At 46.2% G+C, this 24579-nt stretch carries 22 protein-coding genes, 1 tRNA gene and 1 riboswitch; of the genes, 9 read left to right on the forward strand and 14 right to left on the reverse strand.

Going from position 1 to position 24579, the window contains the following annotated elements; genetic code table 11:
* Nucleotides 1-117: 117 nt before the first annotated feature.
* From NIES593_RS17185 to NIES593_RS17195, 3 genes are all read left to right on the forward strand, one after another.
* A complete protein-coding gene (locus NIES593_RS17185; RefSeq protein ID WP_073600742.1) occupies nucleotides 118-1626 on the forward strand; it encodes an NADH-quinone oxidoreductase subunit M in 1509 nt (502 codons plus the stop codon).
* A gap of 114 nt (nucleotides 1627-1740) precedes the next feature.
* Nucleotides 1741-3042 carry a CO2 hydration protein gene (locus NIES593_RS17190; protein WP_073600743.1) on the forward strand — a complete coding sequence of 434 codons (1302 nt, stop codon included), beginning with the start codon at nucleotides 1741-1743 and terminating at the stop codon, nucleotides 3040-3042.
* A 146-nt stretch (nucleotides 3043-3188) separates the two neighbouring features.
* Nucleotides 3189-3671, forward strand: a complete 483-nt coding sequence (locus NIES593_RS17195; protein WP_073600744.1) for a gluconokinase — start codon at nucleotides 3189-3191, stop codon at nucleotides 3669-3671.
* Between the two features lie 33 nt (nucleotides 3672-3704).
* Here the strand turns inward: NIES593_RS17195 and NIES593_RS17200 are convergent, their stop codons facing one another.
* The 4 genes from NIES593_RS17200 to NIES593_RS17215 form a co-directional block, all read right to left on the reverse strand.
* Nucleotides 3705-4643 (reverse strand): GDP-L-fucose synthase family protein, encoded by a 939-nt coding sequence (locus NIES593_RS17200; protein WP_073600745.1) that lies wholly within the window; start codon nucleotides 4641-4643, stop codon nucleotides 3705-3707.
* Nucleotides 4644-4750: 107 nt separating this feature from the next.
* Nucleotides 4751-5833 carry a GDP-mannose 4,6-dehydratase gene (gene gmd, locus NIES593_RS17205; protein ID WP_073600746.1) on the reverse strand — a complete coding sequence of 361 codons (1083 nt, stop codon included), beginning with the start codon at nucleotides 5831-5833 and terminating at the stop codon, nucleotides 4751-4753.
* A gap of 252 nt (nucleotides 5834-6085) precedes the next feature.
* Complete coding sequence (locus NIES593_RS17210; RefSeq protein WP_073600747.1) at nucleotides 6086-6817, reverse strand: undecaprenyl-phosphate galactose phosphotransferase family protein; 732 nt, start codon at nucleotides 6815-6817, stop codon at nucleotides 6086-6088.
* A gap of 71 nt (nucleotides 6818-6888) precedes the next feature.
* Nucleotides 6889-8052 (reverse strand): glycosyltransferase, encoded by a 1164-nt coding sequence (locus tag NIES593_RS17215; RefSeq protein ID WP_073600748.1) that lies wholly within the window; start codon nucleotides 8050-8052, stop codon nucleotides 6889-6891.
* Nucleotides 8053-8201: 149 nt separating this feature from the next.
* Here NIES593_RS17215 and NIES593_RS17220 point away from each other — a divergent pair, with 149 nt between their 5' ends.
* Nucleotides 8202-8951, forward strand: a complete 750-nt coding sequence (locus tag NIES593_RS17220; protein WP_073600749.1) for an SIMPL domain-containing protein — start codon at nucleotides 8202-8204, stop codon at nucleotides 8949-8951.
* A gap of 75 nt (nucleotides 8952-9026) precedes the next feature.
* Here NIES593_RS17220 and NIES593_RS17225 read toward each other — a convergent pair whose 3' ends face one another.
* On the reverse strand, nucleotides 9027-9398 hold the full coding sequence (locus NIES593_RS17225) for a single-stranded DNA-binding protein (protein WP_073600750.1): 372 nt from the start codon (nucleotides 9396-9398) through the stop codon (nucleotides 9027-9029).
* A 322-nt stretch (nucleotides 9399-9720) separates the two neighbouring features.
* Here NIES593_RS17225 and NIES593_RS17230 point away from each other — a divergent pair, with 322 nt between their 5' ends.
* Genes NIES593_RS17230 through mreD form a run of 3 tightly spaced genes read left to right on the forward strand, consistent with a single transcriptional unit; the run spans nucleotide 9721 to nucleotide 12103 of the window.
* Nucleotides 9721-10722 (forward strand): rod shape-determining protein, encoded by a 1002-nt coding sequence (locus tag NIES593_RS17230; protein WP_175561169.1) that lies wholly within the window; start codon nucleotides 9721-9723, stop codon nucleotides 10720-10722.
* Between the two features lie 35 nt (nucleotides 10723-10757).
* A complete protein-coding gene (gene mreC, locus NIES593_RS17235) occupies nucleotides 10758-11522 on the forward strand; it encodes a rod shape-determining protein MreC (protein ID WP_073600751.1) in 765 nt (254 codons plus the stop codon).
* Nucleotides 11522-12103 (forward strand): rod shape-determining protein MreD, encoded by a 582-nt coding sequence (mreD, locus tag NIES593_RS17240; RefSeq protein WP_073600752.1) that lies wholly within the window; start codon nucleotides 11522-11524, stop codon nucleotides 12101-12103. The genes mreC and mreD overlap by 1 nt, the downstream gene beginning before the upstream one ends.
* Nucleotides 12104-12130: 27 nt before the next feature.
* On the opposite strand, the gene NIES593_RS17245 is transcribed toward mreD, so the two are convergent.
* The 7 genes from NIES593_RS17245 to NIES593_RS17275 all read right to left on the reverse strand — a co-directional run bounded on the left by NIES593_RS17245 (nucleotide 12131) and on the right by NIES593_RS17275 (nucleotide 18074).
* Nucleotides 12131-12514 (reverse strand): DUF1499 domain-containing protein, encoded by a 384-nt coding sequence (locus NIES593_RS17245; RefSeq protein ID WP_073600765.1) that lies wholly within the window; start codon nucleotides 12512-12514, stop codon nucleotides 12131-12133.
* 20 nt (nucleotides 12515-12534) lie between these two features.
* Nucleotides 12535-13779: a carboxyl-terminal processing protease CtpA gene (ctpA, locus tag NIES593_RS17250; RefSeq protein ID WP_073600753.1), complete on the reverse strand. Its 1245-nt coding sequence runs from the start codon at nucleotides 13777-13779 to the stop codon at nucleotides 12535-12537.
* 358 nt (nucleotides 13780-14137) lie between these two features.
* Nucleotides 14138-14425: a hypothetical protein gene (locus NIES593_RS17255; RefSeq protein ID WP_015144826.1), complete on the reverse strand. Its 288-nt coding sequence runs from the start codon at nucleotides 14423-14425 to the stop codon at nucleotides 14138-14140.
* A gap of 339 nt (nucleotides 14426-14764) precedes the next feature.
* Entirely contained in the window at nucleotides 14765-16141 is a 1377-nt protein-coding gene (thiC, locus tag NIES593_RS17260) for a phosphomethylpyrimidine synthase (protein WP_073600766.1), read from the reverse strand.
* Nucleotides 16142-16147: 6 nt separating this feature from the next.
* Nucleotides 16148-16251, reverse strand: a riboswitch (TPP riboswitch).
* Between the two features lie 92 nt (nucleotides 16252-16343).
* A tRNA-Lys gene (locus tag NIES593_RS17265) sits at nucleotides 16344-16415 on the reverse strand.
* A gap of 64 nt (nucleotides 16416-16479) precedes the next feature.
* Nucleotides 16480-17352, reverse strand: a complete 873-nt coding sequence (locus tag NIES593_RS17270; RefSeq protein WP_073600754.1) for an aldose epimerase family protein — start codon at nucleotides 17350-17352, stop codon at nucleotides 16480-16482.
* A gap of 20 nt (nucleotides 17353-17372) precedes the next feature.
* Nucleotides 17373-18074 (reverse strand): diacylglycerol/polyprenol kinase family protein, encoded by a 702-nt coding sequence (locus NIES593_RS17275; protein ID WP_073600755.1) that lies wholly within the window; start codon nucleotides 18072-18074, stop codon nucleotides 17373-17375.
* A 253-nt stretch (nucleotides 18075-18327) separates the two neighbouring features.
* On the opposite strand from NIES593_RS17275, the gene NIES593_RS17280 reads away from it, so the two are divergent.
* Nucleotides 18328-18993, forward strand: coding sequence for a nitroreductase family protein (locus tag NIES593_RS17280; protein ID WP_073600756.1), 666 nt, complete (start codon nucleotides 18328-18330; stop codon nucleotides 18991-18993).
* A 41-nt stretch (nucleotides 18994-19034) separates the two neighbouring features.
* Here the strand turns inward: NIES593_RS17280 and NIES593_RS17285 are convergent, their stop codons facing one another.
* Together NIES593_RS17285 and NIES593_RS17290 are read right to left on the reverse strand one after the other, a co-directional pair.
* Nucleotides 19035-20186: a DUF6208 family protein gene (locus NIES593_RS17285; RefSeq protein ID WP_245817591.1), complete on the reverse strand. Its 1152-nt coding sequence runs from the start codon at nucleotides 20184-20186 to the stop codon at nucleotides 19035-19037.
* A gap of 13 nt (nucleotides 20187-20199) precedes the next feature.
* Nucleotides 20200-23085 carry a cation-translocating P-type ATPase gene (locus NIES593_RS17290; RefSeq protein WP_073600757.1) on the reverse strand — a complete coding sequence of 962 codons (2886 nt, stop codon included), beginning with the start codon at nucleotides 23083-23085 and terminating at the stop codon, nucleotides 20200-20202.
* A gap of 136 nt (nucleotides 23086-23221) precedes the next feature.
* Here NIES593_RS17290 and NIES593_RS17295 point away from each other — a divergent pair, with 136 nt between their 5' ends.
* Complete coding sequence (locus NIES593_RS17295; protein ID WP_073600758.1) at nucleotides 23222-24520, forward strand: glycosyltransferase; 1299 nt, start codon at nucleotides 23222-23224, stop codon at nucleotides 24518-24520.
* Nucleotides 24521-24579 lie beyond the last annotated feature (59 nt).

Raw genomic sequence — 24579 nt, forward strand, 5'->3', positions numbered from 1 at the left:
GAACAACAAGGTGTGAGTGAATGAGCAGAAATAATCAAATTTTAAATGTATCGCGTCGCAATTTAATTAAGTAGTCAAATAACAAACGACCGACAACTAACTACTCATAAAACCTCTATGCTAAGTACTTTACTTTGGCTACCTATTTTAGGGGCAGCAATCGTTGGAATTTTTCCAAACCAAAAGGAAACGAAAAGATTGCGCCAGATTACGATAGCGTTTGCGATCGCGTCTTTTGCTTGGTCGCTTATGCTGCTAACTCAGTTCGATATAAACAATCCCGGATTGCAGTTTAAAGAATATTTTTCCTGGGCGGAACCAATTGGCTTGAGTTATAGTTTGGCAGTCGATGGACTATCGATGCCCTTATTAGTTTTAAGTAGTTTTTTAACCATGATTGCCATCTATGCTACGGCAGAAAACGCCGAACGACCTCGCCTAAAATATTCCCTATTTCTTCTGATCAATGCGGGGATTGCTGGGGCATTAATGGCGCAGAATTTACTTTTGTTCATTCTTTTCTACGAATTAGAGTTAATTCCGTTTTATCTGGCGATCGCGATTTGGGGAGGAGAAAAACGAGGCTATGCTTCGATTAAATTCCTTCTCTATACAGCCGTATCTGGCTTATTAGTTTTGGCAGCTTTTCTTGGCATTGGTTTCTTAAGCGGATCTCCAAATTTCGATTACCAATCGCTAACGACGACAGAATTATCTTTCAAGACGCAATTAATTTTACTGACTCTACTCCTGGTTGGTTTTGGCATCAAAATCCCCTTGGTTCCTTTACATACTTGGTTGCCAGATGCCTATACCGAAGCTTCACCAGCCGTAGCAATTCTATTAGGAGGTATCCTAGCAAAACTGGGAACCTATGGCTTAATTCGGTTTGGTTTGCAGCTATTTCCCGAAACTTGGTCGCTGGTAGCCCCTGGACTTGCCATTATCGGTACGGTTAGCGTTGTCTATGGGGCATTAAGCGCGATCGCGCAAAAAGATATCAAGCGCATGGTTGCCTATAGTTCTATCGGTCACATGGGCTATATGCTGGTAGCGGCTGCGGCGGGAACGGCGTTAAGCGTTTTAGGTTCCGTCTCGCAAATGGTCAGCCACGGTTTGATTTTAGCCCTACTGTTCTATTTAGTGGGCATCATCGAACGCAAAGTTGGCACCCGCGACATCAATGTCCTCAACGGTTTAATGAATCCCATTCGAGGATTGCCCACCATCAGCGCCCTTCTTATCCTAGGAGGAATGGCTAGCGCGGGAATTCCCGGTTTAGTAGGTTTTGTAGCTGAATTTATCGTTTTTCAAGGCAGTTTCTCGGCTTTCCCCATTCCTACACTTTTGTGCATTATCGCCTCCGGTTTAACTGCCGTTTACTTCGTTATTCTGCTCAACCGCACTTGCTTTGGCAAGCTGGATAATTACACGGCATATTACCCAAAAGTACTGCGATCTGAAAGCATTCCTGCGATCGTCTTAACTGCCGTCATTTTATTTTTAGGCATTCAACCCACTTGGTTGGTGCGCTGGATCGAACCAACTACGAGTTCAATGGTAGCCAATCTTCCCGCGTTCGGTCAGCAAGTCGCTATAGACTATCAACCATCACTCGATAAGTAGTTGAGTTCTCAATTGAGATGAAATCTATTCCCCTTGCGTAAGCGAGATGCTGCTGACGGGCAAGATGCCCGCACTACAATTTACAAATTCAAAAACGAATTGAACTATTGAACTATGGTAGAAACTGCTGAGAAACCCAAAACTAAATTACCTCCTTCAACCCATGAATTTGCTGAGATAGTTCATCGCTTGGAAGCCGGCGGTTCGATGCTACCCGATACGCCAGAAAATCTAATGCAAATCATCGGTATTTATAAAGCCTATGCCGTACCGATGGACTTTTACTGGCGCGATCTCCTTTATATTGCCGAACGGGTTTTTCTCGATCCGCTTCCCTTCTTTAAATACTTCTTACCTCAAGAATATTTAGACCTTCACAATCACTATGCTGGAGACGATGCAGATTTAAGAATTTGGCGCGGACAAGCAACTGCCCATCCCGAACTTCTCGAATTTATGGAGAAGGGGAAAACATTCAAAATGCCCAAACTATTCCACCATCTCTGGCACGATCGCATTAACATGGAGTTTGCCGAAGAATGTATGCGTGCTATGTTCTGGCACGGTCGAGATATGGGCTGGGGATTGTTTGATGCCTATTTAGATAGTGACGAATATAAGGCTAATGCCGATCGCGCCATCAAAGCTTATTTCAAATACAATCCCCCAATGCTGGCGCTTTATAAACTCTTCCCAGACATGTTCTTAGAACAAGTCAGAATGATGTCTTATTATTCTAATTTGGGCTTGTTCTGGGAAGTTATGGCACCCGTTTTCTTTGAGATGTCCGATATCTACGACGAAGGCGGATTTAAAGGCGTTCCCGATGCGATGAATTTCTTAGTTAACGGGATTTTTGCCATTGCCGGTCGTCCGATTTACCATCACGTCTATATTCGGGGTGAATGCTACGAAATTATCCCCAAATCAAAGGGATTTATGTGGCTGTACGAAGCAGCATTACCTTACGTAGAAGCTGTATTTTATCGGACTTCCCCCTTCCGAGGAACGAAATCTTATAACGCGCAGGCAAAAGAAGTTCCCGACGAGCAAAAAGACTTTCATTACGGTATTTTATATGCCGATGTTTTCCCCGTGGGAACGGCTGGCATTCCGCCAACATTGTTGATGGATGATATGTATCATTTCCTTCCTGGTTATCTGAAAGATTATTATCATAAGCATTGTCGAGGAGAAGACGATATTCTCATTCAATTGGGTATTAGTTTCCAGCGATCGATGTACAATGTGACTTCGGCAGTTATTCAAGCATTGCGTACTGCGCTTTTATATCCTTTAGACGACCCCAATCCGAAGCATTTAATGGCAAATCGGAGATTTTTTGAAGCACAACTCGATCGATTCATCCGTCCCGAATCCCGCCTAAGAGAGATTCAAAGTCAGAATTATCGATAATAAGTCCGCTAGGCGCAATGCCAAACTTCGACCTAGTAATCTTGAGGGGTGCGCGATCGCAAAACAATTAAACTTAGAAATGGATCGATATTCTGGTAACAAACTTGGGAAGTGCAAACGCGATCGAGCCGAGAATCTGCATTCTCATGGGCGTGTCCGGTTCGGGAAAATCTACTGTCGGTAGATTGCTCGCTCAAATAGTGGGCTGGCAATTTTATGACGGAGACGATTTTCATCCACTCGAAAATCTTGCTAAGATGAGTCGCGGAATTCCGCTTAGCGATCGCGATCGCCAGCCTTGGCTGTTAGCATTGCGGGATTTAATCGATGAGGTGCGGCGCAACAAAAGTCATGCAATTATTGCTTGCTCTGCTCTCAAGCAAGGTTATCGAGATCTGCTACAGGGGGATCGACAAGATCTTCTCTGGGTTTATTTCAAAGGGAGCTACGAGCAGATTTGGCAGCGAATACAGCAGCGACAGCAGCATTTTATGAAAGCCGAACTGTTACGCTCTCAGTTCGAGTCGCTAGACGAACCCGAAAATGCCATCGCGATCGACATCTCCCGAACTCCAGGAGATATCGCCATGCAAATTGCCAAAATTCTCAACGAGAAAAAAAGCTGGTAGTGACACTTTAATGCCGCCACTACCAATCAACTATTAAGCCGCGTGTTGGCGATACCAATCAATCGTATTTTTCAAGCCCTGTTTAAAGTCCATCTGAGCTGTAAAGCCAAAAGTCTCTTTCGCTCTAGTAGTATCGAGACAGCGACGCGGTTGACCGTTGGGTTTGTCGGTCTCCCAAACAATTTCGCCATCGAATTCCATTAGTTCGCAAATTAATTCCACCAAATTACGAATAGAAATTTCGTAATTCGTTCCCAGATTGACGGGTTGGTCGCCGTCATACTTCTGAGTTGCCATGACAATTCCCCGCGCCGCATCGGTAGAATAAAGAAACTCGCGGGTAGGACTCCCATCGCCCCAAACGGGAAGCTGTTTGTCTCCCCTTTGCTGGGCTTCGTATACCTTGCGAATCAAGGCTGGGATGACGTGAGAACTACGGGGATCGAAATTGTCTTCGGGTCCGTACAAATTGACGGGCAGAAGATAAATTCCATTAAACCCATATTGCTGCCTATAAGACTGAAGTTGAACTAAAAGCGCTTTTTTGGCAATGCCGTAGGGCGCGTTCGTTTCTTCTGGATAGCCATTCCAAAGATCGTCTTCTTTAAAGGGTACGGGGGTAAACTTGGGATAGGCACAAATGGTACCGACGCAGACAAACTTTTCAACTCCCGCTTGATAGGCGGCATGAATTAACTGAGCGCCCATCATCAAGTTGTCGTAAAAAAGTTCTGCTGGTTTTTCTCGGTTTAACCCGATGCCACCGACATGAGCGGCTAAGTGAACGACAATATCCTGCTGTTCGACCGCTCTTTGACAATTTTCGAGAACGCGCAAATCGCAATCGCGGGAACGGGGAGTTGTAATTTTATCTAGGTTGGCTCCTGCCTGGCACAACTGCTCGACTACCTGACGACCAAGAAACCCAGCGCCACCCGTAACCAGAATACGTTTGTTGCTTAAATCTAGCATAGTTTTTTATCCTTAGTCCCTAGTCAGCGCTCGGCGCTCAGCTATCAGTTATCAGCGATTAAAAACTTTCTAACTGATAACTGATAACTGATTAACTAATAACTGATTTAGTCCACCATAACGCCTACATTCTGACGAATATAAGCATTATCTAGCAAGAGTTGCCCGTTGTGAGAGCCATTGGGAGAGGGAATTCCTAAAGCAGCAAGATCGGCATCTACCATTAAACGGACTAACTCTTCAAAGGTAACAGATGGCTGCCAGCCAAGTTTTCGTTTGGCTTTAGCAGGATCGCCTATGAGTAAATCTACTTCCGCAGGACGCAGATAGCGCTCGTCAAAGGCAACGTAGTCTTCCCAATTAAGATTGACGTAACCAAAAGCGATCTCTAAAAATTCTCTAACCTCGTGAGTTTCTCCTGTGGCAACGACATAATCATCTGGTTCGCTTTGCTGTAGCATCAGCCACATCGCTCTAACGTAATCTTTAGCATAGCCCCAGTCCCGCTTGGCATCCAAATTGCCTAGATACATCTTTTTCTGGCTGCCTGCTACGATTCGAGCAAGTGCCCTAGTAATCTTGCGAGTGACAAACGTTTCGCCGCGACGGGGGGATTCGTGATTGAACAAAATTCCGTTACAAGCAAACAATCCGTAGGACTCTCGATAGTTTACCGTTTGCCAATGAGCGTAAACTTTAGCGCAGGCATAGGGACTGCGAGGATAGAAGGGGGTTGTTTCCTTTTGGGGGATTTCCTGTACCTTGCCAAACATCTCGGACGAACCCGCTTGATAGAAGCGGACTTCAATTCCCGTGCGTTGTTGGTAATCGCGAATTGCTTCTAGCAACCGCAGCGTTCCCATTCCTACCGAATCTACCGTGTATTCTGGAGAATCGAAGCTAACGCGAACGTGAGATTGAGCGCCTAGATTATAAATTTCTACGGGTTGAACTTGCTCCAGAATGCGGCGCAGAGTGGTTCCATCCGTTAAGTCTCCGTAGTGTAGAAACAACCGCGCATCTGGGTTGTGCGAATCGACGTAGATATGATCGATGCGATCGGTATTAAACGTGGATGTTCGGCGAATAATGCCATGAACTTCATATCCTTTTTCTAGCAATAATTCGCTCAAATAAGAACCATCTTGACCAGTAATACCGGTAATCAGCGCTCGCTTGGGTTGAGTCATTTCTAATTGTCCTGTCCTTGGTAGGTATTTATAGAAATATTAGATACGGATGGCACAGCTTGACCTAGCTGTCGCCAAAAACTAAATTTCAACGAACATGTAAATATCTTTCCTAAATTAACCTAAAAGCTTGCCTGGTGGTTAAAAAAAAATCAACAATTTTTCAAAGTTTTTGTAAAGTTTGAAGCCGTTAGTTCTAGGAGAATTGCCTGGAAACTAACGACTCATAACTCAATGACTAATGAATGGAGTTTAATAAGCTCCATTGCTATGAGGAAAGATAATTACACCAATTGTTTTGACAATTATCCACAGATCCATTAACCAGTTGCGGCAATTGACGTAGTAGACATCTATTTGGACTCGTTGGGGATAGGGAATATCATTACGTCCAGAGACTTGCCATAATCCCGTAATTCCTGGTCGAATGGTTAGCACTTTTTCGATACGATTTCCGTATTTACACAACTCTTCTGGAACTAGGGGACGAGGACCGACTACGCTCATATCTCCCATCAGCACGTTCCAAAATTGAGGAAATTCGTCAAGGCTAGTCAAGCGCAAAAACTTGCCAATCCAGGTAATTCGGGGATCGTCGCGCAGTTTAAAGTTGTTTTCAAACTCTTCGCGCATCTGAGGCGAATTTGCTACGATCGCCTCTAGAATTTCGTCAGCATCGCGAACCATAGTTCTGAACTTGATACAGCCGAAGCGCTTATAGTTTTTGCCAACTCGTTGCTGGACGTAGAAAATCGGACCGGGCGAACTAATGGCGATTAACAGCGCCAAGATCAAATAAAGCGGCGACAAGAAAATCAGAACTAACAGAGAAAAGACTACATCGAACATTCGCTTGGTAAAATCCCCATCAAAAGTTTGAGTCCACGATTTATAAAATTTTTTCGAGGAAACCGAGGATAGGGAACCGCGTTGCATCAAAACTCGCAAGGCTTTGATGCGTATAAATTGGCTATTAGCAGTCATCTTACTCCTTCACATCACATCACACCACACTGTCCCGATCATAAAGCCAGAAGACCATTATTATGGCGAATCTATCTAAAAAAGTCGCAATTTTTGTCAGAATCTTTTGAGGGAAAGTTCTGACAACAGTCTTCGATAAAGGCTAAATAGGAGGTTTCAAAGATTTTGGGGCTAAAATTAGCTGCCCTGGTCCGACAACTTTCTGGATTGATTTGACCTTGAAATTGGCAAAAAGTTTCAACGGCTTTGACTAGAGCTTCTGGGATTTGAGGGGAAAACAACAGTCCCGTTCCCGTTTCTGGAAATTGGCGAATATCTAGCACGGTTTCTAACGCACCGCCCTCTCCGTAGGCAATGACGGGCGTTCCGCAGGCTTGGGCTTCTACTGGAGCAATCCCAAAGTCTTCGCAGGCAGCATAGACAAAAGCTTTAGCGTTAGCCATATATTGCTCGACGACTTCATTGGGCTGCGCCCCTAAAATTTGAATATTGGGCTTGGCAATTTGGCGAATTCGCCTAAGTTCGGGTCCGTCGCCGATAATAACCAGAGGATAGCCCAACTGATTGAATGCTTCGACAATTAGAGAAACTTTTTTATAACTAACCAAGCGAGACACGGTCAGATAAAAGTCTTCTTTTTGCGCTTGAAAAGAGAAGCGATCGCAATTCACTGGCGGGTAAATTACTTTTGCTTGACGGCGATAACAACGCCAAATGCGCCTAGCAGTATGATAGGAATTGGCAATGAAGTAGTCAACTCGATTGGCAGCAATTACGTCCCACTGACGAACTCGATGCAGGATGTAGCGGATAAAAGTACCGGGCAAGCCACGTCCTAGGCGACTAGCATTGAGATAGTCGAATGTCAAGTCCCAAGCATAACGCATGGGCGTATGACAATAGCAGATGTGTAGCTGATCGGGATTGACGAGTACCCCTTTGGCGACTGCGTGGGATGAGGAGAGAATCACATCGTACTGCCGCAAATCTAGCTGTTCGATCGCTAGGGGCAGCAGGGGCAAATATTTCTGAACGCCGTTGCGAGCCAAAGGAAAATGTTGTAGAAACGTCGTTCCAATCTTTCGTCCATAGAGATAACTCTGGGGATTGACGGATTCAAAGTCAATTAAGGCATAAAGATCGGCATCGATGTGGCGCAAGATTTCGCGCACGACTAACTCCGAACCGCCCGTGGCTTTGGGAGTTAGCCACTCGTGAACCAGAGCGTATTTCATAGGTCGATCGGACAGCGAGCATTGGTTTCCAAAACGGTAACAAGATAAAGTTTTTCAGTTTTTCGGTGGCACAGTAGAAATAGAAGCGATCGCCAATTCGCAGTTGGCTGAAAGCTTAGTCAACGGTATTGGTATGAGGAGCAACAAAAGTGAACAAAGAGCTTTTATCTAGTCAAAAATTATCTTCTAGGTGGCTTTTAGGCAAGCAAGCACAGGCAATGGCAATTTTACTCATTATTTTTAGTATAGCGTCAAGCGCTCCCGCGATCGCCCAAGAAAAAATCCTGCGCATCCTAACCGTCATCGGACAGGGACAGGAAACGATTCCTACCAGCTTAGCTCAAGTACAGCTAGGCGTGGAGGTCAAAGGACAAACGGCACAAGAGGTACAGCAAGAGATCGCCAAACGGTCGTCGGCAGTGGTAGAGTTGCTGCGATCGCGCGGCGTAGAAAAATTACAAACCACTGGCATCCAATTACAGCCTGCCTACGATTACAGCAATAACCAACAACGCCTCGTCGGTTACGTTGGAGTCAATACCGTCAGTTTTCGCATCTCTAACGATAAAGTAGGGAATTTGCTCGACGAAGCTGTCAAAGCTGGAGCTACTCGCATCGACAGCGTTGGTTTTACTGCCAGCGACAACGCGATCGCAGCAGCGCAAAAGCAAGCGCTTCGGCTAGCCACCGAGGATGCCCAGCAACAAGCGGATACGGTCTTGAGTGCCCTCAATCTCACTCGCCAAGAGGTCGTCAACATTCAAGTCAATGGAGCTAGTACCCCGCCACCACAGCCGCTGATGGCTCGCGAGGCAGCTAGAACCGATTCTGCTACTACCCCCGTTATTGGCGGCGAGCAAACAGTTAGTGCCTCCGTCACCCTACAGATTCGTTATTGAAGTAGGGGAAGACGCGCGTCGGGCTAACCTTGCTTGAATGTCTGTCCCCCACCCTACAGAAATCGCGAATCGCTCTTAAAACTCGCTGTTGCTGCTACCGTAGCCGCCGACTGCGCTGGAGTCGGCGTCCCGCTTCGAGCCTAGCAAATCGAGTCTATCCACTCTAATAACGGGAGTCGAACGCTCAGTCCCTGTCTTGTCATCCGTCCAAGTTTCGATTGTCAACGTCCCCTGAATGCCGATCAAACTTCCCTTCCGAACGTAATTAGCAGCAACTTCTGCCGTTTTGCCCCAAATTTTTAGATTAAACCAATCGGGTTCGTCATTTTTACTGGTAGGGCGATTTACCGCCAAAGTGAACGTACACAAGACGCTTCCCGACTCGAAACATTTAACTTCCGGATCTCTGCCAGCGCGACCTACCAGATGTACGACATTTAGACTCATTCGTCAATTCCTCTCATTTGCCATTTTTTAGTACAAATATACTCTCACCATTGTAGCTCGTCAGCGCTCCAATCGAAACTAACTGGAAAAATAACATCTCGCAACGGTGTGGGAGGTTTCCTGCATGACTTGAATCCCCGTCCTGGCGAGGAACTGTAAAATTCCCGATCGAATTCGTTAACTTCGCTAGACTTAGAAGAAAAAAAGTAATAAGATCCAAGCCACATCAATTCTATTGGGCGATCGTAAAGCAGCATCATAAATCGTAGTGGGGGGAGAAAGTTCTGTGAATTTTTTTAAACGTTTTTCCCTGTCGCGAGACATGGGCATAGATTTGGGGACTGCCAATACCCTAATTTATATATCTGGTAAAGGCATCGTTTTAGAAGAGCCATCCGTCGTTGCGATCGATCGAGATAAAACCCCCATAGCTGTCGGCGAAGAAGCCAGGAAAATGCTGGGGCGAACTCCAGGTAATATTATCGCGCTGCGTCCCTTGCGCGATGGAGTTATCGCTGACTTCTACAGCGCTGAAATTATGCTATCGGAATTTATCCGTCGCGCCCATGAAGGAAATCCTCTCGGCAATCCTCGCATGGTGATAGGAATTCCTAGCGGAATTACTGGAGTCGAACGCCGAGCCGTTATAGAAGCGGCAACTCGTGCGGGAGCCAAAGAAGTCGGCTTGATTGACGAACCAGTAGCAGCTGCTCTAGGAGCGGGACTTCCCGTGACAGAGGCAACGGGTAACATGATTATTGACATCGGCGGCGGAACGACTGAGGTCGCTGTATTAAGCTTACAGGGAAGAGTGCTCAGCGAATCAGTTCGGGTTGCAGGCGACGAACTAACCGAGGCAATCGTGCAGTACATGAGAAAAGTCCACAACTTGATTATTGGCGAACGGACAGCAGAAGACATTAAAATCAAACTGGGTTCTGCTTACCCCATTCATAATGAAGAACCAGTTCAAGAAGTTCGAGGCTTACATCTTATGTCTGGATTGCCCCGAACCATTACTATTAAAGGAGGAGAGGTTCGAGAAAGCATGGCAGAGCCTCTGTCAACGATTGTCGATGCCGTCAAGCGCACGCTGGAGCGGACGCCTCCCGAACTGGCAGCAGATATTATCGATCGCGGAATTATGCTAGCTGGAGGAGGTGCTTTGATGAAAGGACTCGATATGCTCATCAGTCACGAAACGGGCATCGTTACTCACGTCGCCGAAGATCCGCTCAGATGCGTGGTTAAAGGCACGGGTGAAGTCCTCAAGAATCCTAAAATTTTGGAGCGAATCCTCAACGAAAGCGCTCGGATGGCATAAGTAAGGCAATAGGAGAAAGGCAAAAAATTATCGTTATGTTTGCGGTGCGGCGAGTAAAGTGGACTCGACTCGGAGTACAAATACTTTTAATTTTCTCGGTCATTGGAGTTGCTTGGTTGCTGCGCCAAACTCAAGGAAGGGCTATCCAAGAAATCTACTCCTGGATCGTTCGTCCGTTTCGATCCGAATCAGCTTCTCTGGTGGAAAAAAAACTTACGGATGCTCGTATTATAGAGTTAGAACTGAGAATTAGCGAATTAGAACAGCAAAATCAGCAATTTAAAAAACTTTTAGGCGATTTTGAAAAAAATAAACGATCTGCGATCGCAGCGCCTATTATCGGACGCAGCGCAGACGACTGGTGGCAGCAAGCGATTTTAGGTCGAGGCAGTCGAGATGGCATTGAAAAGGGTTTCGCAGTCACCGGAATTGGGGGATTAGTCGGTCGAGTCATCGAGGTGACCCCCCATAGCAGTCGAGTTCTTTTGATTAGCGATCCCAACAGTCGCGTTGGCGCGATTGTCACTCGCAGTCGTTCGATGGGTTTAATCAAAGGACGCGGCTCTCAAATTGCTGTTATGGAGTTTTTTGAAAAAGTCCCCGATATTCGCCCCGGCGACACGGTGAGTACCTCCGCCGTCAGCCAATTATTTCCCGCAGGTTTACCTATCGGTCGCGTCCAATCGGTCAATCTGCAAAAAGGACCCGCTCCGGAGGCTACGATAATCATAACAGCCCCGATCGATAGTTTGGAATGGGCGCTCGTCCATCCCTTCAAAAGCGATTTGGAACCAAGGTGATGAAGCTATCAAAATGGTCTTCCCAGCAGCGCCAACTTCTCAATGGATTTATAATTTGTGCGTCGGCGCTTGTTTGTGCGTGTTTGACTTTCGTTCGTCTGCCTGGGATGGAGTTATTGGGAATTGCCCCCAGTTGGCTATTAATCTGGACGGTGAGTTGGAGTCTCAAACGATCTGTTTTTCAGGGCATATTAGCAGGACTTGCTTTGGGCATGATTCAAGATGGCATGACTTCTGCTCCTGCCTCCGGTCCTTCTCATGTTTTGTCTCTCGTTTTGGTAGGGTTTTTGACGGCAAAACTGCAAAAGCAGCGATATCTTAAAGAAGATTTGATTTCGGTCGCGCTCGTTGTTTTTGCAATGTCGATTGTTGCTGAGGCGGCGATCGCACTTCAGCATATTCTCCATCACATTCGCACTCCAGAAGAAATTTGGTTAGATTATCAGCGCATTTCGCTTTCTTCAGCTATTCTCACCAGCCTCTGGGCACCAGTTCTCTATTATCCTCTCAATCGTTGGTGGGAAAAGCTTAAGGCGTTGGAGCGATCTTCTTTATCTGGGATCGAGTCCAGGCATTCTTAATTGTGAATTGTGAATTGCGAATTGGTATTACTTGGCTTGTAATTTTGCTCTAATCTCCTCGACTCGCTTGCGATTGACTCCTAGATCGGATTGTCCCAGACGAGAAGCCGATCGCACGTGAATGACATTTTCATTCGGATCGAAATAAAATTCTACGTCATCGACAAAACCCATGAGCTTGCTTTTAAATTCGGCATAGAGATAATTATCGGTTTGTTCGATAATTGTGGTTCTCTCCATACTTTCAATGACTTTTCTGAGATCGGCGATCGCAACTGGTGGCAGAGGAGCGATTTTGGATTTGGGATCTTGACTCTGAGTGTTGACGCAATTGGGAGAACCGGGACAAGGAGCGAGTTTTCCGTCTTTTACGCCGAGATTGGTCGGTCTTTTCCCAGAAAAATTAAACACGATTTTCACCTCTCCACGCACTAATTAGCTTTTGCCAAGACAGTTTTATTGGTCAATACTTCTACTGCCGCTTGATACTGTTTGTCGGTTTCTGTGCCTATTTGTTGATAGGTTATCGGATCTTGAGAAACGACGCGATCGGGAACAATTCCTTGTTTGTGGATGTCTTTGTGAGTGGGAGTTTCGTATTTGGCAACCGTAATCGCCAGTCCAGCACCATCGGGCAACTCAAACAACGACTGAATCAATCCCTTGCCAAAGGTTTTTTCTCCCACTAGCGTTGCCCTGCCGTTATCTTGCAAAGCTCCTGCTAAAATTTCGCTAGCGCTGGCAGTTCCCTGATTGACTAAAACGGCTAAAGGAGCCTTAGTGAGCGCTGCACCAGATGCCGTAAAACTATCTAACATTCCTTGTCGGTTGACCGTGTAGACGATCGCGCCTTCATCTATCCACAAACGGGCGATCTCAATTCCTGCTTGTAGTAATCCGCCGGGATTATTGCGCAAATCGAGGATATAAGCTTGAGCGCCTTGCTTTTCTAAATTTTTGACCGAATGAGCGACTTCTTGAGCGGCATTGGCGCTAAATTGTGCCAAACGAATATAACCGATGGGATAATTGGGAATGCGATCGTCGAGGGTGGCAAAGACTGGACTCAGAGAAATGCGATCGCGAATGATGTCTAGTTGTCGAATCTTGCCGTTGCTTTCGTCGTTAGGTTGAATGGTCAAAGAAACCTTGGTACCGCTAGCCCCTCGCATTCTGGCGGCTGCTTCATCTAGCGTGAGGGTTGAGGTATCTACCCCATCGATTTTGAGAATGCGATCGCGCGGGGCAATTCCTGCCGCTTCAGCGGGAGATCCTGCTAGGGGAGCTACTACTTCTAAGTATCCCGTTTCGGGGTTGATATTGATTTGCAACCCGATGCCAGATAATTCTCCTGCCGTACTGACTTGTAGATTGTGATATTGTTCTGGTCTGAGTAAGCGAGTAAATGGTTCGTCTAAAGTCGCCAACATTTGCTCGATTGCCGTGTAGGTTTCTTGGCGGTCGGCAAGCGGTTTTTTCAAATACTGTTGCCGAACCAACCACCAATTTTGATGGTTAAACGTTTCATCTATATATGCCTGATTAACCAGCCGCCACGACTGTAGCACTAACTTCTGTTCTTCTGTAAAAGCTGCTGCGCTTTGCGTCCAACCAATTGAAAAAAGAAACAGAGAAAAGCTAAATAACAGAGTTGCCCAGAATGCTCTTTTTCTCATGAGGTAGATTAGATACTGAACCGACGTTTCCGTGTTTCCTATGTTTTCTTCATATTAAACATTTCGAGCAAAATTGGTCGAGACTTTCTACCAATTCTCTCCCGTTCGCCATTCAAAATTCTACTTAAGACTTTGGACTAAAGTCCCTTCTCCCCTTGCGCGAGAAGGGATTTAGGGATGAGGGGACAAAGATTTGTCAGTCTACCAGGGCGAAAAAGAAGCCCGCCCTCTCTTTGTAGTGACCATGTAAACGGAGAGCGCGGGCTGAGTGGTTTCATCTAGGAGTGTAGGGAAAGGGACGTTTTTGTCCTGTTTTTCGATCTAAAGACTTAATTGTAGGATTTCTTGACATCTCGGCTCAAATTTTTGCAAACCACTGGGCTTGACATTGAGCCAGAAAACTTTCTGCCCATTCTTTACCTAAAACCTCCTCGCTTTTGTCGGAGGAGGCATTGTTCAAAATATATTTTTGGCGCTGGTGCGCTAACTCTTCTAAAGTTCCGACATGGACGAAACTTCTTGGCATGCGATCGCTCTCAAAAGAGTAATGTCCTTCGTGATGCTCGTTGGGATTTTCTCGATTAACCCATAATCCCCATTCTTTGGTAGCGGTATTAAGTTGGGCTAAAAACTCCAAGGTGTTCATTGCCCTACTCCTTTATTTTTAAGGTTGACATTTTCATTATCGTTCGCGATTGAATGAGTTGTTCTTCCCGGGGAGATAAGCGCAACTAAATGTAACAACTGAGTCGCGCAAGCAACCTTCCTCGTTCCATTCTTTTGATATCAAATCCGTTTAATTAGTCATAATATGTAGTGTGACCAACAGGAGTCGCTTTTCGGGACGTATATCCTAACGGACACGCTACGATGAACGCACTACTTATTATTGTGGTCATTCACCCGGATTTGATATGACGCGGCCATAAAAATAATAGGGCAGGCAATATACCCGCCACTACTTCTATCTCAGTTCTGGCTCTTTTTAAACTGTCTGAGTTTGCTGTTCTCTTGCCAAGAATTTTTCTAACTCAGTCAGCGCGTCAGCATCAACCTTCGTCTGCATCGGACAGAACTTAGGACCGCACATCGAGCAGAATTCTGCCGTCTTGTAAATATCCGCTGGCAGGGTTTCGTCGTGGTATTCTCTGGCGCGATCGGGATCGAGGGATAATTCAAACTGACGATTCCAATCGAAATTATAACGAGCCGCAGACAACTCGTCATCGCGATCGCGTGCGCCCGGACGATGGCGGGCGATATCTGCCGCATGCGCCGCAATCTTGTAGGCAATTAAGCCATTGCGAACGTCTTCTGCATTGGGAAGTCCCAGGTGTTCTTTGGGAGTTACGTAGCACAGCATCGCCGTACCGTACCAACCTGCCAAGGCAGCGCCGATGGCAGAGGTAATATGGTCGTATCCTGGGGCAATATCCGTCACCAAGGGACCTAGCACGTAGAAAGGCGCTTCGCTGCACTCTTCCATTTGCTTTTTGACATTAAATTCAATTTGATCCATCGGTACGTGACCGGGACCTTCTACCATCACCTGTACGTCGTGTTCCCAGGCGCGGCGGGTGAGTTGCCCGAGAGTTTTGAGTTCTGATAGTTGCGCTTCATCGGAAGCATCATGGATGCAACCGGGACGCAGTGAATCCCCTAAACTGAAAGATACGTCGTATTTCTTAAAGATTTCGATGATATCGTTGAAGTGAGTGTAGAGGGGATTTTGCTTGTGATGGTGGAGCATCCACTTGGCTATGATGCCGCCGCCGCGAGAGACGATACCCGTAATACGATTTCTCACCAGTGGCAGATATTCGATGAGAATCCCGGCATGGATAGTCATGTAATCGACCCCTTGTTGGGCGTGTTTTTCGATGATATGAAGGAAGTCATCGGGGGTTAGATTTTCAATCCTGCCGTGGACGCTTTCCAATGCTTGGTAAATGGGTACCGTGCCAATGGGAACCGGAGAGGCATTGATAATTGCCGTGCGAATGGAATCTAAATCCCCGCCTCCGGTGGATAGATCCATGACGGTATCGGCGCCATATTTGACCGCCAGATTTAACTTTTCTATTTCCCGATCGATATCTGAAGAGTTGGGAGAGGCACCAATGTTGGCATTGACCTTACATTTAGAGGCAATGCCAATACACATCGGTTCTAAGTTAACGTGATTGATATTGGCAGGGATAATCATGCGTCCCCGCGCTACTTCGTCGCGAATTAATTCTACGGGCAAGTTTTCTCGCTTGGCGACGTAGTGCATTTCTTCAGTCACGATTCCTTGACGAGCATAGTGCATCTGCGATACATTGCTCTGTCCGCGTCGCTTGGCTACCCATTCTGCTCTCATATTTTTTCCCTCAATAAACAGCTTCCCTACGCTGGTATTACCCAGTCTCAGGTTCTAAGGGACTTTCTCAGCCCGATCGCATCAGAAATCAGACACCCCTAGCTATAGGTGGGAATTATATCACTAAAGTTGATTAATCAGTTGCTTTGAGGAGTCAAAAATTTTTAGCCCTAATTAATAACCTTATACAGACGATTTGACATGGGTCGCCTGGGATTCGAACCCAAGACCAATCGGTTAAAAGCCGAGTGCTCTACCGCTGAGCTAGCGACCCTCGTTAATTTTCACGCACGGTTGTTTATCGTAGCACATACTCATGCCCAACACAAGTAACAAGATTAGAAATAACTTACCGCTATTTCAACATCGGCTTGGTAGGTACTTCCTGGTTCTAGGTAATTGAGTTGTTCGCCCGTATTCAGGGCATTGCGAGGAGCACTCCAAGGTTCGAGACAAACGTAATTTTTCCCCTTGACAGTCCAAAATACCAAGGTCGAATAGAGATCGGAGTAATTAATCGCGATTTTTAGACGGCGTTGATTGTCGGTTAGGGAAGTAGAATGATGAGTTAATGACTTAAAGGCAACATCAATTTCGTCCTGGTTGAAGTCAAAAGTTCCCGCAAACGGATAAATTTCTTGACTTCGTTGGTCTTGGTATTGGGAAGCAGGAATATCAAATGTCAGTTGAGTTTTATCGCCTGCATAGAAATAGGGATGCAACCCTGTAGAAAAAGGCATTACTTCATCCGATCTATTCGTAAAATACTGCTCGATTCTCAGACGATTTTCTTGAAGTTGGTAGGTAAATGCGAGTTGAAAATCAAAGGGATAAACGGCGCGAGTTTGCTCGTTACTTTTTAAAAGTAGAGTCAGACTGGCACTGTTATTGTCGGTTGACTGTTTGGCAACTTCCCAGGGAAGATCGCGAGCGAAGCCATGTTGTTTGAGCGTATATTGCTTTCCCTTGTAAGTGTAAATGTTGTCGGGTAGATTGCCGCAGATGGGAAACAAAATCGGAATGCCGCCCCGTATGCTTAACTGAGGGTTGGCAAAGCGTTCTACATCTAGATAGAGAATATTCTGACCTTGAATTTGCCAGCGAGTTATTATGCCGCCGCGTTCGGGGACGATTTCTAAACGAGAGAGAGTCTTTTGGTCGGAGAGAATGTAGGTGAGATACTGTTCTTGTTTGAAGGCGATCGCAAACACCGAATTTTTTCCTGACAACGCTACGACAAAAACTGACTTAGAGAAAAGGCTAAAGCTGCACTTCCAATGGGAACGGTGAAATTATCAACCCCTAGCTTGGAAAAAGACTCTAGACCAGTAGCCACAACTGCTACCGCTAAGGATGTTAACCAAGTTTGCCAGATATTGCCGTCAACGGCAAGAAGAATCAAACTGGTGACAAGAAAGCTTGCCCCTGTCATGGTCAGCGAACCTTCCCAACTTTTAGTCATTCCGAAGACTTGATAAGTATGTTTGCCGAAATTCTGACCGATAATACCTGCCAACCCATCGCCCCATGCCATGACCAAAATTCCTATGGCTGCGTATTGAGGTTGGTTGAGCGTCCAAAACCAGCCAATTAATATGCCAATACTAATAGCATAGAAGAAGGTTCCCAAACTTTTTCGTCCGACGCTGTTGATACTGGGAAGAATGGGAACTGCGTAGGAAAGCAAAGCAATGCAACACGCGATCGCCGAAGCTCCTATTCCTATCCAAGCAGGAATATTCAGCCACCAGGCAAATAAAATAACGTGACCTGCACCGATGTGAACGACTTTTCGAGTCAGTTCTCCATTGGTGTTGGTTAAACGATTTAACCCTTCAGCCAAAACAAGGATCAATCCCAGGTAGAGGATGACCAGACTCAGGGGAAACCAGAGAGACGAAAGCGATTCAACCCAAAAAAGAGGCTCGGACAAAGATCTAAATTTTTATCGCTATTGAGGACAAATTTGCTTGAGTAACAATTTATTAGATTACTACTTTTTATCAGTTGCTAGAAAACAAAGCCCTTTGAACGATATAAAAGCTTTACTCCTATCACTACTGTTTGGAAGAGGGCAATAAATTGTCAACGCTGGGGCAGGAAGCTTGAAAGTCTAGTAAGATCGTCAAGGAATAAAAGATTAAAACTTCCACTGCCCATTTAGCAAGTTAGAGATCGGAAAAATAATGACTACCGAACTACAACCGACGATGAGCCTCAAAAAGGCTATCCAAGAACGTCGCGCGGCTCGTTCTTTTCGTCCCGATCCCATTCCTGAAGAGATTTTAAGGGAAATTTTTCGTCTGGGTTTGAGAGCGCCTTCCGGTTACAACCTCCAGCCTTGGCGTTTTATTGTTTTAAGGGAGCAGGCGAACAAGGAAAAACTGAGAGCTTGTGCCTTCGATCAGCGTCAGATAACGGAAGCACCAATCGTATTAATTTGTTGTGGCGATCGCCGCGTCAATCGACCAGAATATATTGAAGCGATCGTGCAATTAGGCAATGAAGTGGGTGCTATGACCGACACTTTTGCTGAGTATATGCGCTCTGCTATTCCGCAGTTATTTGAAAATAAACCTTCTTTTGAATCTCTAGAAGCTTGGACAAATCGCCATACTATGCTCGCAGTCGCTCACTTAATGATTGCAGCCAAAGGATTTGGGGTTGATAGTTGTCCGATGGAAGGATTTGTTACCGCACAGGTTAAAGAAGCATTTAAGATTCCTGATGAGGTAGATGTATGCTGTTTATTACCGATGGGATATGCAGCTGAACCTGAAAAAAAATACGGCGGACGATTTCCTATCGACCAAGTTTTTTACAGCGAAAGTTTTGGTAGCAGATTTCAATAAAGTTGTTGAGAGTAAGAGACTTATTTTCCTTATTTTTTCCTCTAGTAAGGTAGGAAAATTTGTAAGCGTTGAACTGCATTTTCTTCCTCATTTAACTGCGATTCGAACGGCAAACTAATTACCGAGTTATCTTCTAAATTTGGTTTGGAACGAAGGCGAATTAAATAAAAGCCATTATTTTCAATTGGCTGAGTTAGAAACTTCTCGCTTTCTATTTTGCTCCAAAATAAAGGAAGGCTGGAACGATCGTACAAAGTCAAGTAAATATTATAATTCTTAACGAGCGAAGAGCCGCTCTCAATTTGTAGCGATTGTCCTCGCATTAAATGACCATAAACAAACTGAGTATCGGGCGCACCTACGGGTAAATATTCATTTCTTACAAAAGATTCTGGTAGGTATTTTCGCAGTCTCAAAATGGTAAAAATATAGTAATGAAGTGCTGAGTAAAACCAATTTTTGCGTTTAATTAAATCAGAGTAAAAATTATTAATATCTGAAGGAACTGGACAAGAACTGACGAATTCTACTCCATCGATAGTAACGGCAGGTAAATTAACGCGATCGCGCCACTGATAATATCTTAATCCTATGCTGTATTTTCCTGGTTTTAGTTTTAAAGTTTCCCATTTATTTTGAGATGTCAGGCGATCGGATTCTAAACTAGCTATAGTTTGATAGCCAGGAAAACTATAGATAACAGCGATCCAAGAACCAGCAGAATTCTTTGCTGATTCTGTATCGATTGCAATTGTTTCTTTAACCGAAAAAGGTCCAAGCGTTCCAATAATAGCATGGGTATTCCAACGAGGTCCTTTAGTCATTAATACAGGCAAACTTAGAGGAGATTTTAAATTTTCTGCCGATAGAACTCGCCATTGAGAAGTTTTTTTCCGATCGAGAGTAAGATAGAACGTATAGAGGTTGCCAACAATAAATTTCATGGCTTTGTAAAAGAAGAAAGAAAGAATAGCCAAGGGGATTTCCCCTATGAGCGAGAATCGATTATTGGTTATTATTTTGCGATCGCTTTTCATATTGATTCTCTGGGCTAATTTTAAATTTCTTTCTTCTTCGCGCTCGCCTAAGATTAACTTGAGCTGAGTATAGCAGTAAAAACGATTGTTAAGAAAAAGTTTTCTTCTCGCGATCGCAGCAAGACTTTTATAGTTATCAACTGAGCTTGCAGACACGCCTTAGTTTCTATTAGCTACCTCGAACTTTCGCTCCTACTAACTTGCGGATTTCTTCGGCTACCAGCAGCGCTGGCGGAAAAATCAGTAACATGAGCCACTGCCAGAGATCTAGAGGCGCAGTATTAAAAATTGCCCTCAGAGGAGAAAAATAAATGATGGCAAACATTAAACTCCATTCAACAACAATGCCCAGCCAGAGCAAACGATTGTTAAACCAGTCCAGCTTGAATGCAGAGGTCACTTCGGAACGACAGGCGAAAAGATTGCCCACCTGACAGGCGACAATGACAGCAAGAGTAACGGTTGTGGATTGTCTGTAAACAGCACTAAGATCGGGAGCGGCAGTACGAGCCAAAATGGCGGGCGTGACTTGCTGGAGATCGGCAAGAGAATAGCCGTGACTCCACCAAACGATAAAAAATCCTAACATAGCAGCAGCTCCTTCGATAATGCCCAAAAAACCGTAAGCCCGTGCCAAGAGTGGGAAGTTCAGAAGTGGTTTTTGTTTGGGACGGGGCGGCTGTTGCATGATGCCGACTTCCGGCGGGTCGGCACCTAAAGCAAGAGCTGGTACCATGTCAGTGCCTAAGTCTACGGCTAGGATCTGTAAAATCGTCAGGGCAGGCGGAATCTTCACGGCTACCATTGCCAAAAATGGAACAATCTCCGGCACGTTGGAAGCGAGGATATAGGTCATGAATTTGCGGATGTTCTGATAAACTGTCCGTCCCTGTTCGATCGCGCTGACGATGGTGGCAAAATTATCGTCTAGCAAGACAATATCGGCAGCTTCCCGCGCCACATCCGTACCGCTCATGCCCATCGCGATGCCAATATGACCTGCCCGCAGTGCTGGCGCGTCATTTACGCCATCTCCGGTCACTGCCACGATATGACCCGAATCCTTATAAGCCTGGACAAGGCGCAACTTGTGTTCTGGACTCATGCGGGCAAAAACCAGATCCCAGGGGCGATGTAAGATCTGACGCAGTTGGGCATCGGAGAGGTGTCCCATGTCTTCTCCCGTCAGGACTCTAGCTTTTTTTCTGACTAAGCCAATACGACGGGCGATCGCTTCTGCGGTTAAGCTATAATCTCCCGTGACCATGGTGACGGCGATGCCTGCTTGGTGACAAAGCGCGATCGCATCTGCCACTTCCGGTCGCGGCGGATCGAACATCGCCGCCAGTCCGATAAAGATCAGATCTTGCTCTAGTTGCTGGGATCGTTGCTCTAGCAATTCCTTTCCGCCCTTACGCGCCGCCAAGCCCAGAACGCGAAACCCTTGACGGGCGAGGTCGTCGTTAGCAGATGTTACCTCGTCTCGATCTGCCTGAGTCAGTTCTTTAAGTTGTCCGTCGCGCAGAATAAAATGACAGTGCCGCAACACTTCTAAAGGAGCGCCTTTGGTAAAACTGAGGTAGGGAAACTCGTTAGCCCAGATTGCCGATAAATGCCAGTCCAACACCACCGTCATCATCCGCCGCCGCGAATCAAAAGGGACTTCCCGCAGTCGGGGCGACTGGCGCTGCAACTCTTCCGGTCGCAAACCGGCTTTGAGAGCCGCTACTAGCAATGCCGCCTCAGTTGGATCGCCGATTTCCTGCCAGCGACTCGGATGCGTCAGATGGATCAGGCGAGCGTTAGAACAAAGGGCAGATCCCGCTAAAAGCAGATGGACTTGCCAAGGGGCTTCTGCGTTTTCAGGAATGCGGACTTCTCCAGTCGTGGGGTCATAGCCAACTCCAGTTACGTCGATATAAGAAGTCGAACTTTCTGGTTTAGCGTAGGAGGGAACCCATAAAGCCCGAACGGTCATCTCATTTTTGGTCAGCGTCCCTGTTTTGTCGGTGCAAATAACATTAGTAGCGCTGAGGGTTTCAACGGCAGACAAGCGACGGACTAAGGCATTGCGCCGCGCCATGCGCTGAACGCCCATCGCCAAGGAAAGGGTGACAGTCGGCAAGAGTCCCTCTGGCACGTTGGCGACAATGATCCCAATGGCAAAGATAAAACTTTCCTCGACTTCCATGCCGATCAGCAAATAGCTGAGGAGGAAGACGGTAACTCCCATACTAACCGCGATCGCGGTTACAACCCGTACAATTCGCGCTACCTGAATCTCTAGCGTGCTAGTCTCTCGCTTCACCATCGCGGTCAGATGCGCTACGTGCCCGAATTCCGTGCGAGTCCCCGTTGCATAGACTACAGCCGTTCCCCGACCTGCGGCAACGGTAGATCCGGCAAACACTAGATTAGGAACCTCGGCGGGTTGGATTTTTTCCTGAAGCTGGGTTTCGCCGGGATAGAGCAAGGTTTTGCCATCGCGAACGGGAACGACGCGCCTGGGTTGCACGGGTCTGGCATGGCGGGCAACGGGGAGGGATTCTCCCGTCAGGACGGAAACATCGACATAAAAACCCTCAGCTTGAACGAGACGAGCATCGGCAGAAATGCGATCGCCTTCTTCTAACTGGACTACGTCTCCTACTACCAGTTCTCGCGCGGGAATGACTTTGAGAATACCATCCCGATACACTTTCACCTGCACGGGCAAAACTTTTTTCAGGGCTGCTAGCGCCCGTTCTGCTTGGTATTCTTGCCAAAAGCTAAAGATAGCGTTAATCCAAATAACCGCCCAAATCGCCCAACCCAGTTCGGGGGTGCGAGAAATAAAAGCGAGGATACCTGCTACCCACAGCAGCAACGCCATGAAGTGAGTTAATTGGTCGGCAAAACGCAGCCAGAGAGGGCGATGGGGCGGTTCTGGCAGTTCGTTGAATCCCTGTTGTTGCAGTCTTGCTCCAGCCTCGCCCTCGGATAGTCCTTGCGGCGACGTGTTTAGGGTTTCATAAACGTCATCGACAGGAAGCGACCAGATGGGCTGATGGGGCATCGTATCATCTCCATTGCATTACCTACAACTAGGACACAGGACTGGAAAGTTTTGTCTTCAATACTAATAGCTTTCTGTTTTCTCTTCCACAACGCGATCGCGGATACTAAGGAGGGTAGCTACAGTAAAAAATTTTATGACTCATTTTGGTATTCTTTGCCCTGCCGCGATCGGTCATCTCAATCCAATGTGTGCTTTAGGTCGAGAATTACAGCGGCGCGGTCATCGCGTCACCCTTTTCGGCATTCCCGACGTTCAATCTAAGGTAATGAAAGCAGGATTGGACTTCTGGACAATTGGAGAAGCTGAATTTCCACTCGGCATATTGGAGCAAAACTATAAACAGTTGGGAGAAATGAGCGGGCTAGCAGGGCTGAAATTTACGGTGGGTTGGTTTAAGCAAGAAATGGCTATGCTTTTTGGCGAAGCGCCCTCAGCAATAAAAGCATTAGGTGTAGAAGCCTTATTAATAGACCAGGTTACTCTCGCAGGTGGAACGATCGCAGACTTCCTAAATCTTCCCTTTATTACTGTATGTAACGCTCTATTAGTCAATCGCGAGGCTGGGGTTCCTCCCTACTTTACCCATTGGCAGTATAGCGATTCGTGGTGGGCGCATTGGCGCAATCAAGTGGGTAATTTTATGATTAATCGTCTCACGAAACCTCTGCGCGATCGCGTTGTACAACAGCGCCGTCAATGGCAGTTACCCCCATACGCTAGCCAGGAGGATTTCTACTCCCAACTGGCTCAGATCTGCCAGCTACCAGCAGAGTATGACTTCCCGCGAGTGAATTTAGCCCCGTGCTTTCATTACACCGGTCCATTGCAGGAGCCATCTGGCTTAGAACCTGTCTCTTTTCCGTCTATTTCTTTCCCTTTTGAAAAGTTGACAGGGAAACCTCTGATTTATGCTTCTCTAGGAACTTTACAAAATCGCAATTGGGAAATATTTCAAAGTATTGCCGAAGCTTGTGTCGGGTTGGATGCCCAGCTAGTCATCTCTCTGGGAAACCCGAATAGTCAAGAATCGGGGACTAGCCTACCCGGTTCGCCTATCGTAGTTCCCTATGCCCCCCATCAGCAATTAATTGAAAGAGCTAGCTTAGTCATTACCCATGCGGGGATGAATACTACTATAGGATCATTGAGCAGTGGAGTACCGTTGGTAGCCATACCCATTACTAACGAACAGCCTGGAATCGCTGCTCGTATTGCTTGGACTGGAACGGGCGAAGTCGTTCCCCTCAAAAAATTGAGTGCCCAAAGCCTACAAAAGGCTATTAAAAGAGTTTTAACGCAAGAGTCCTACAAAAAAAATGCCCTTAGACTGCAAGAGGCAATTAAGCAAGCAGGAGGGTTGAATCGAGCAGCCGATATTATAGAGCAAGCTGTCTCTACCCGAAAGCCAGTCCTTGCTCAAATACACCAGTAGAGATTGACACTCCCACGACTGCACTCACTAGGCATTCGCTTCGTTCGTTAAAGTCGTGG

Origin of the sequence: Hydrococcus rivularis NIES-593 (assembly GCF_001904635.1) — a bacterium.
Lineage (GTDB): Bacteria > Cyanobacteriota > Cyanobacteriia > Cyanobacteriales > Microcystaceae > Hydrococcus > Hydrococcus rivularis.

Bases quoted from the DNA above. Each gene is read 5' to 3' on its own strand.
- NIES593_RS17185 (WP_073600742.1), top strand. From the start codon at position 118: ATGCTAAGTACTTTACTTTGGCTACCTATTTTAGGGGCAGCAATCGTT.
- NIES593_RS17190 (WP_073600743.1), top strand. From the start codon at position 1,741: ATGGTAGAAACTGCTGAGAAACCCAAAACTAAATTACCTCCTTCAACC.
- NIES593_RS17195 (WP_073600744.1), top strand. From the start codon at position 3,189: ATGGGCGTGTCCGGTTCGGGAAAATCTACTGTCGGTAGATTGCTCGCT.
- NIES593_RS17200 (WP_073600745.1), bottom strand. From the start codon at position 4,643: ATGCTAGATTTAAGCAACAAACGTATTCTGGTTACGGGTGGCGCTGGG.
- gmd (WP_073600746.1), bottom strand. From the start codon at position 5,833: ATGACTCAACCCAAGCGAGCGCTGATTACCGGTATTACTGGTCAAGAT.
- NIES593_RS17210 (WP_073600747.1), bottom strand. From the start codon at position 6,817: ATGACTGCTAATAGCCAATTTATACGCATCAAAGCCTTGCGAGTTTTG.
- NIES593_RS17215 (WP_073600748.1), bottom strand. From the start codon at position 8,052: ATGAAATACGCTCTGGTTCACGAGTGGCTAACTCCCAAAGCCACGGGC.
- NIES593_RS17225 (WP_073600750.1), bottom strand. From the start codon at position 9,398: ATGAGTCTAAATGTCGTACATCTGGTAGGTCGCGCTGGCAGAGATCCG.
- NIES593_RS17230 (WP_175561169.1), top strand. From the start codon at position 9,721: ATGGGCATAGATTTGGGGACTGCCAATACCCTAATTTATATATCTGGT.
- mreC (WP_073600751.1), top strand. From the start codon at position 10,758: ATGTTTGCGGTGCGGCGAGTAAAGTGGACTCGACTCGGAGTACAAATA.
- mreD (WP_073600752.1), top strand. From the start codon at position 11,522: ATGAAGCTATCAAAATGGTCTTCCCAGCAGCGCCAACTTCTCAATGGA.
- ctpA (WP_073600753.1), bottom strand. From the start codon at position 13,779: ATGAGAAAAAGAGCATTCTGGGCAACTCTGTTATTTAGCTTTTCTCTG.
- NIES593_RS17255 (WP_015144826.1), bottom strand. From the start codon at position 14,425: ATGAACACCTTGGAGTTTTTAGCCCAACTTAATACCGCTACCAAAGAA.
- thiC (WP_073600766.1), bottom strand. From the start codon at position 16,141: ATGAGAGCAGAATGGGTAGCCAAGCGACGCGGACAGAGCAATGTATCG.
- NIES593_RS17280 (WP_073600756.1), top strand. From the start codon at position 18,328: ATGACTACCGAACTACAACCGACGATGAGCCTCAAAAAGGCTATCCAA.
- NIES593_RS17290 (WP_073600757.1), bottom strand. From the start codon at position 23,085: ATGCCCCATCAGCCCATCTGGTCGCTTCCTGTCGATGACGTTTATGAA.
- NIES593_RS17295 (WP_073600758.1), top strand. From the start codon at position 23,222: ATGACTCATTTTGGTATTCTTTGCCCTGCCGCGATCGGTCATCTCAAT.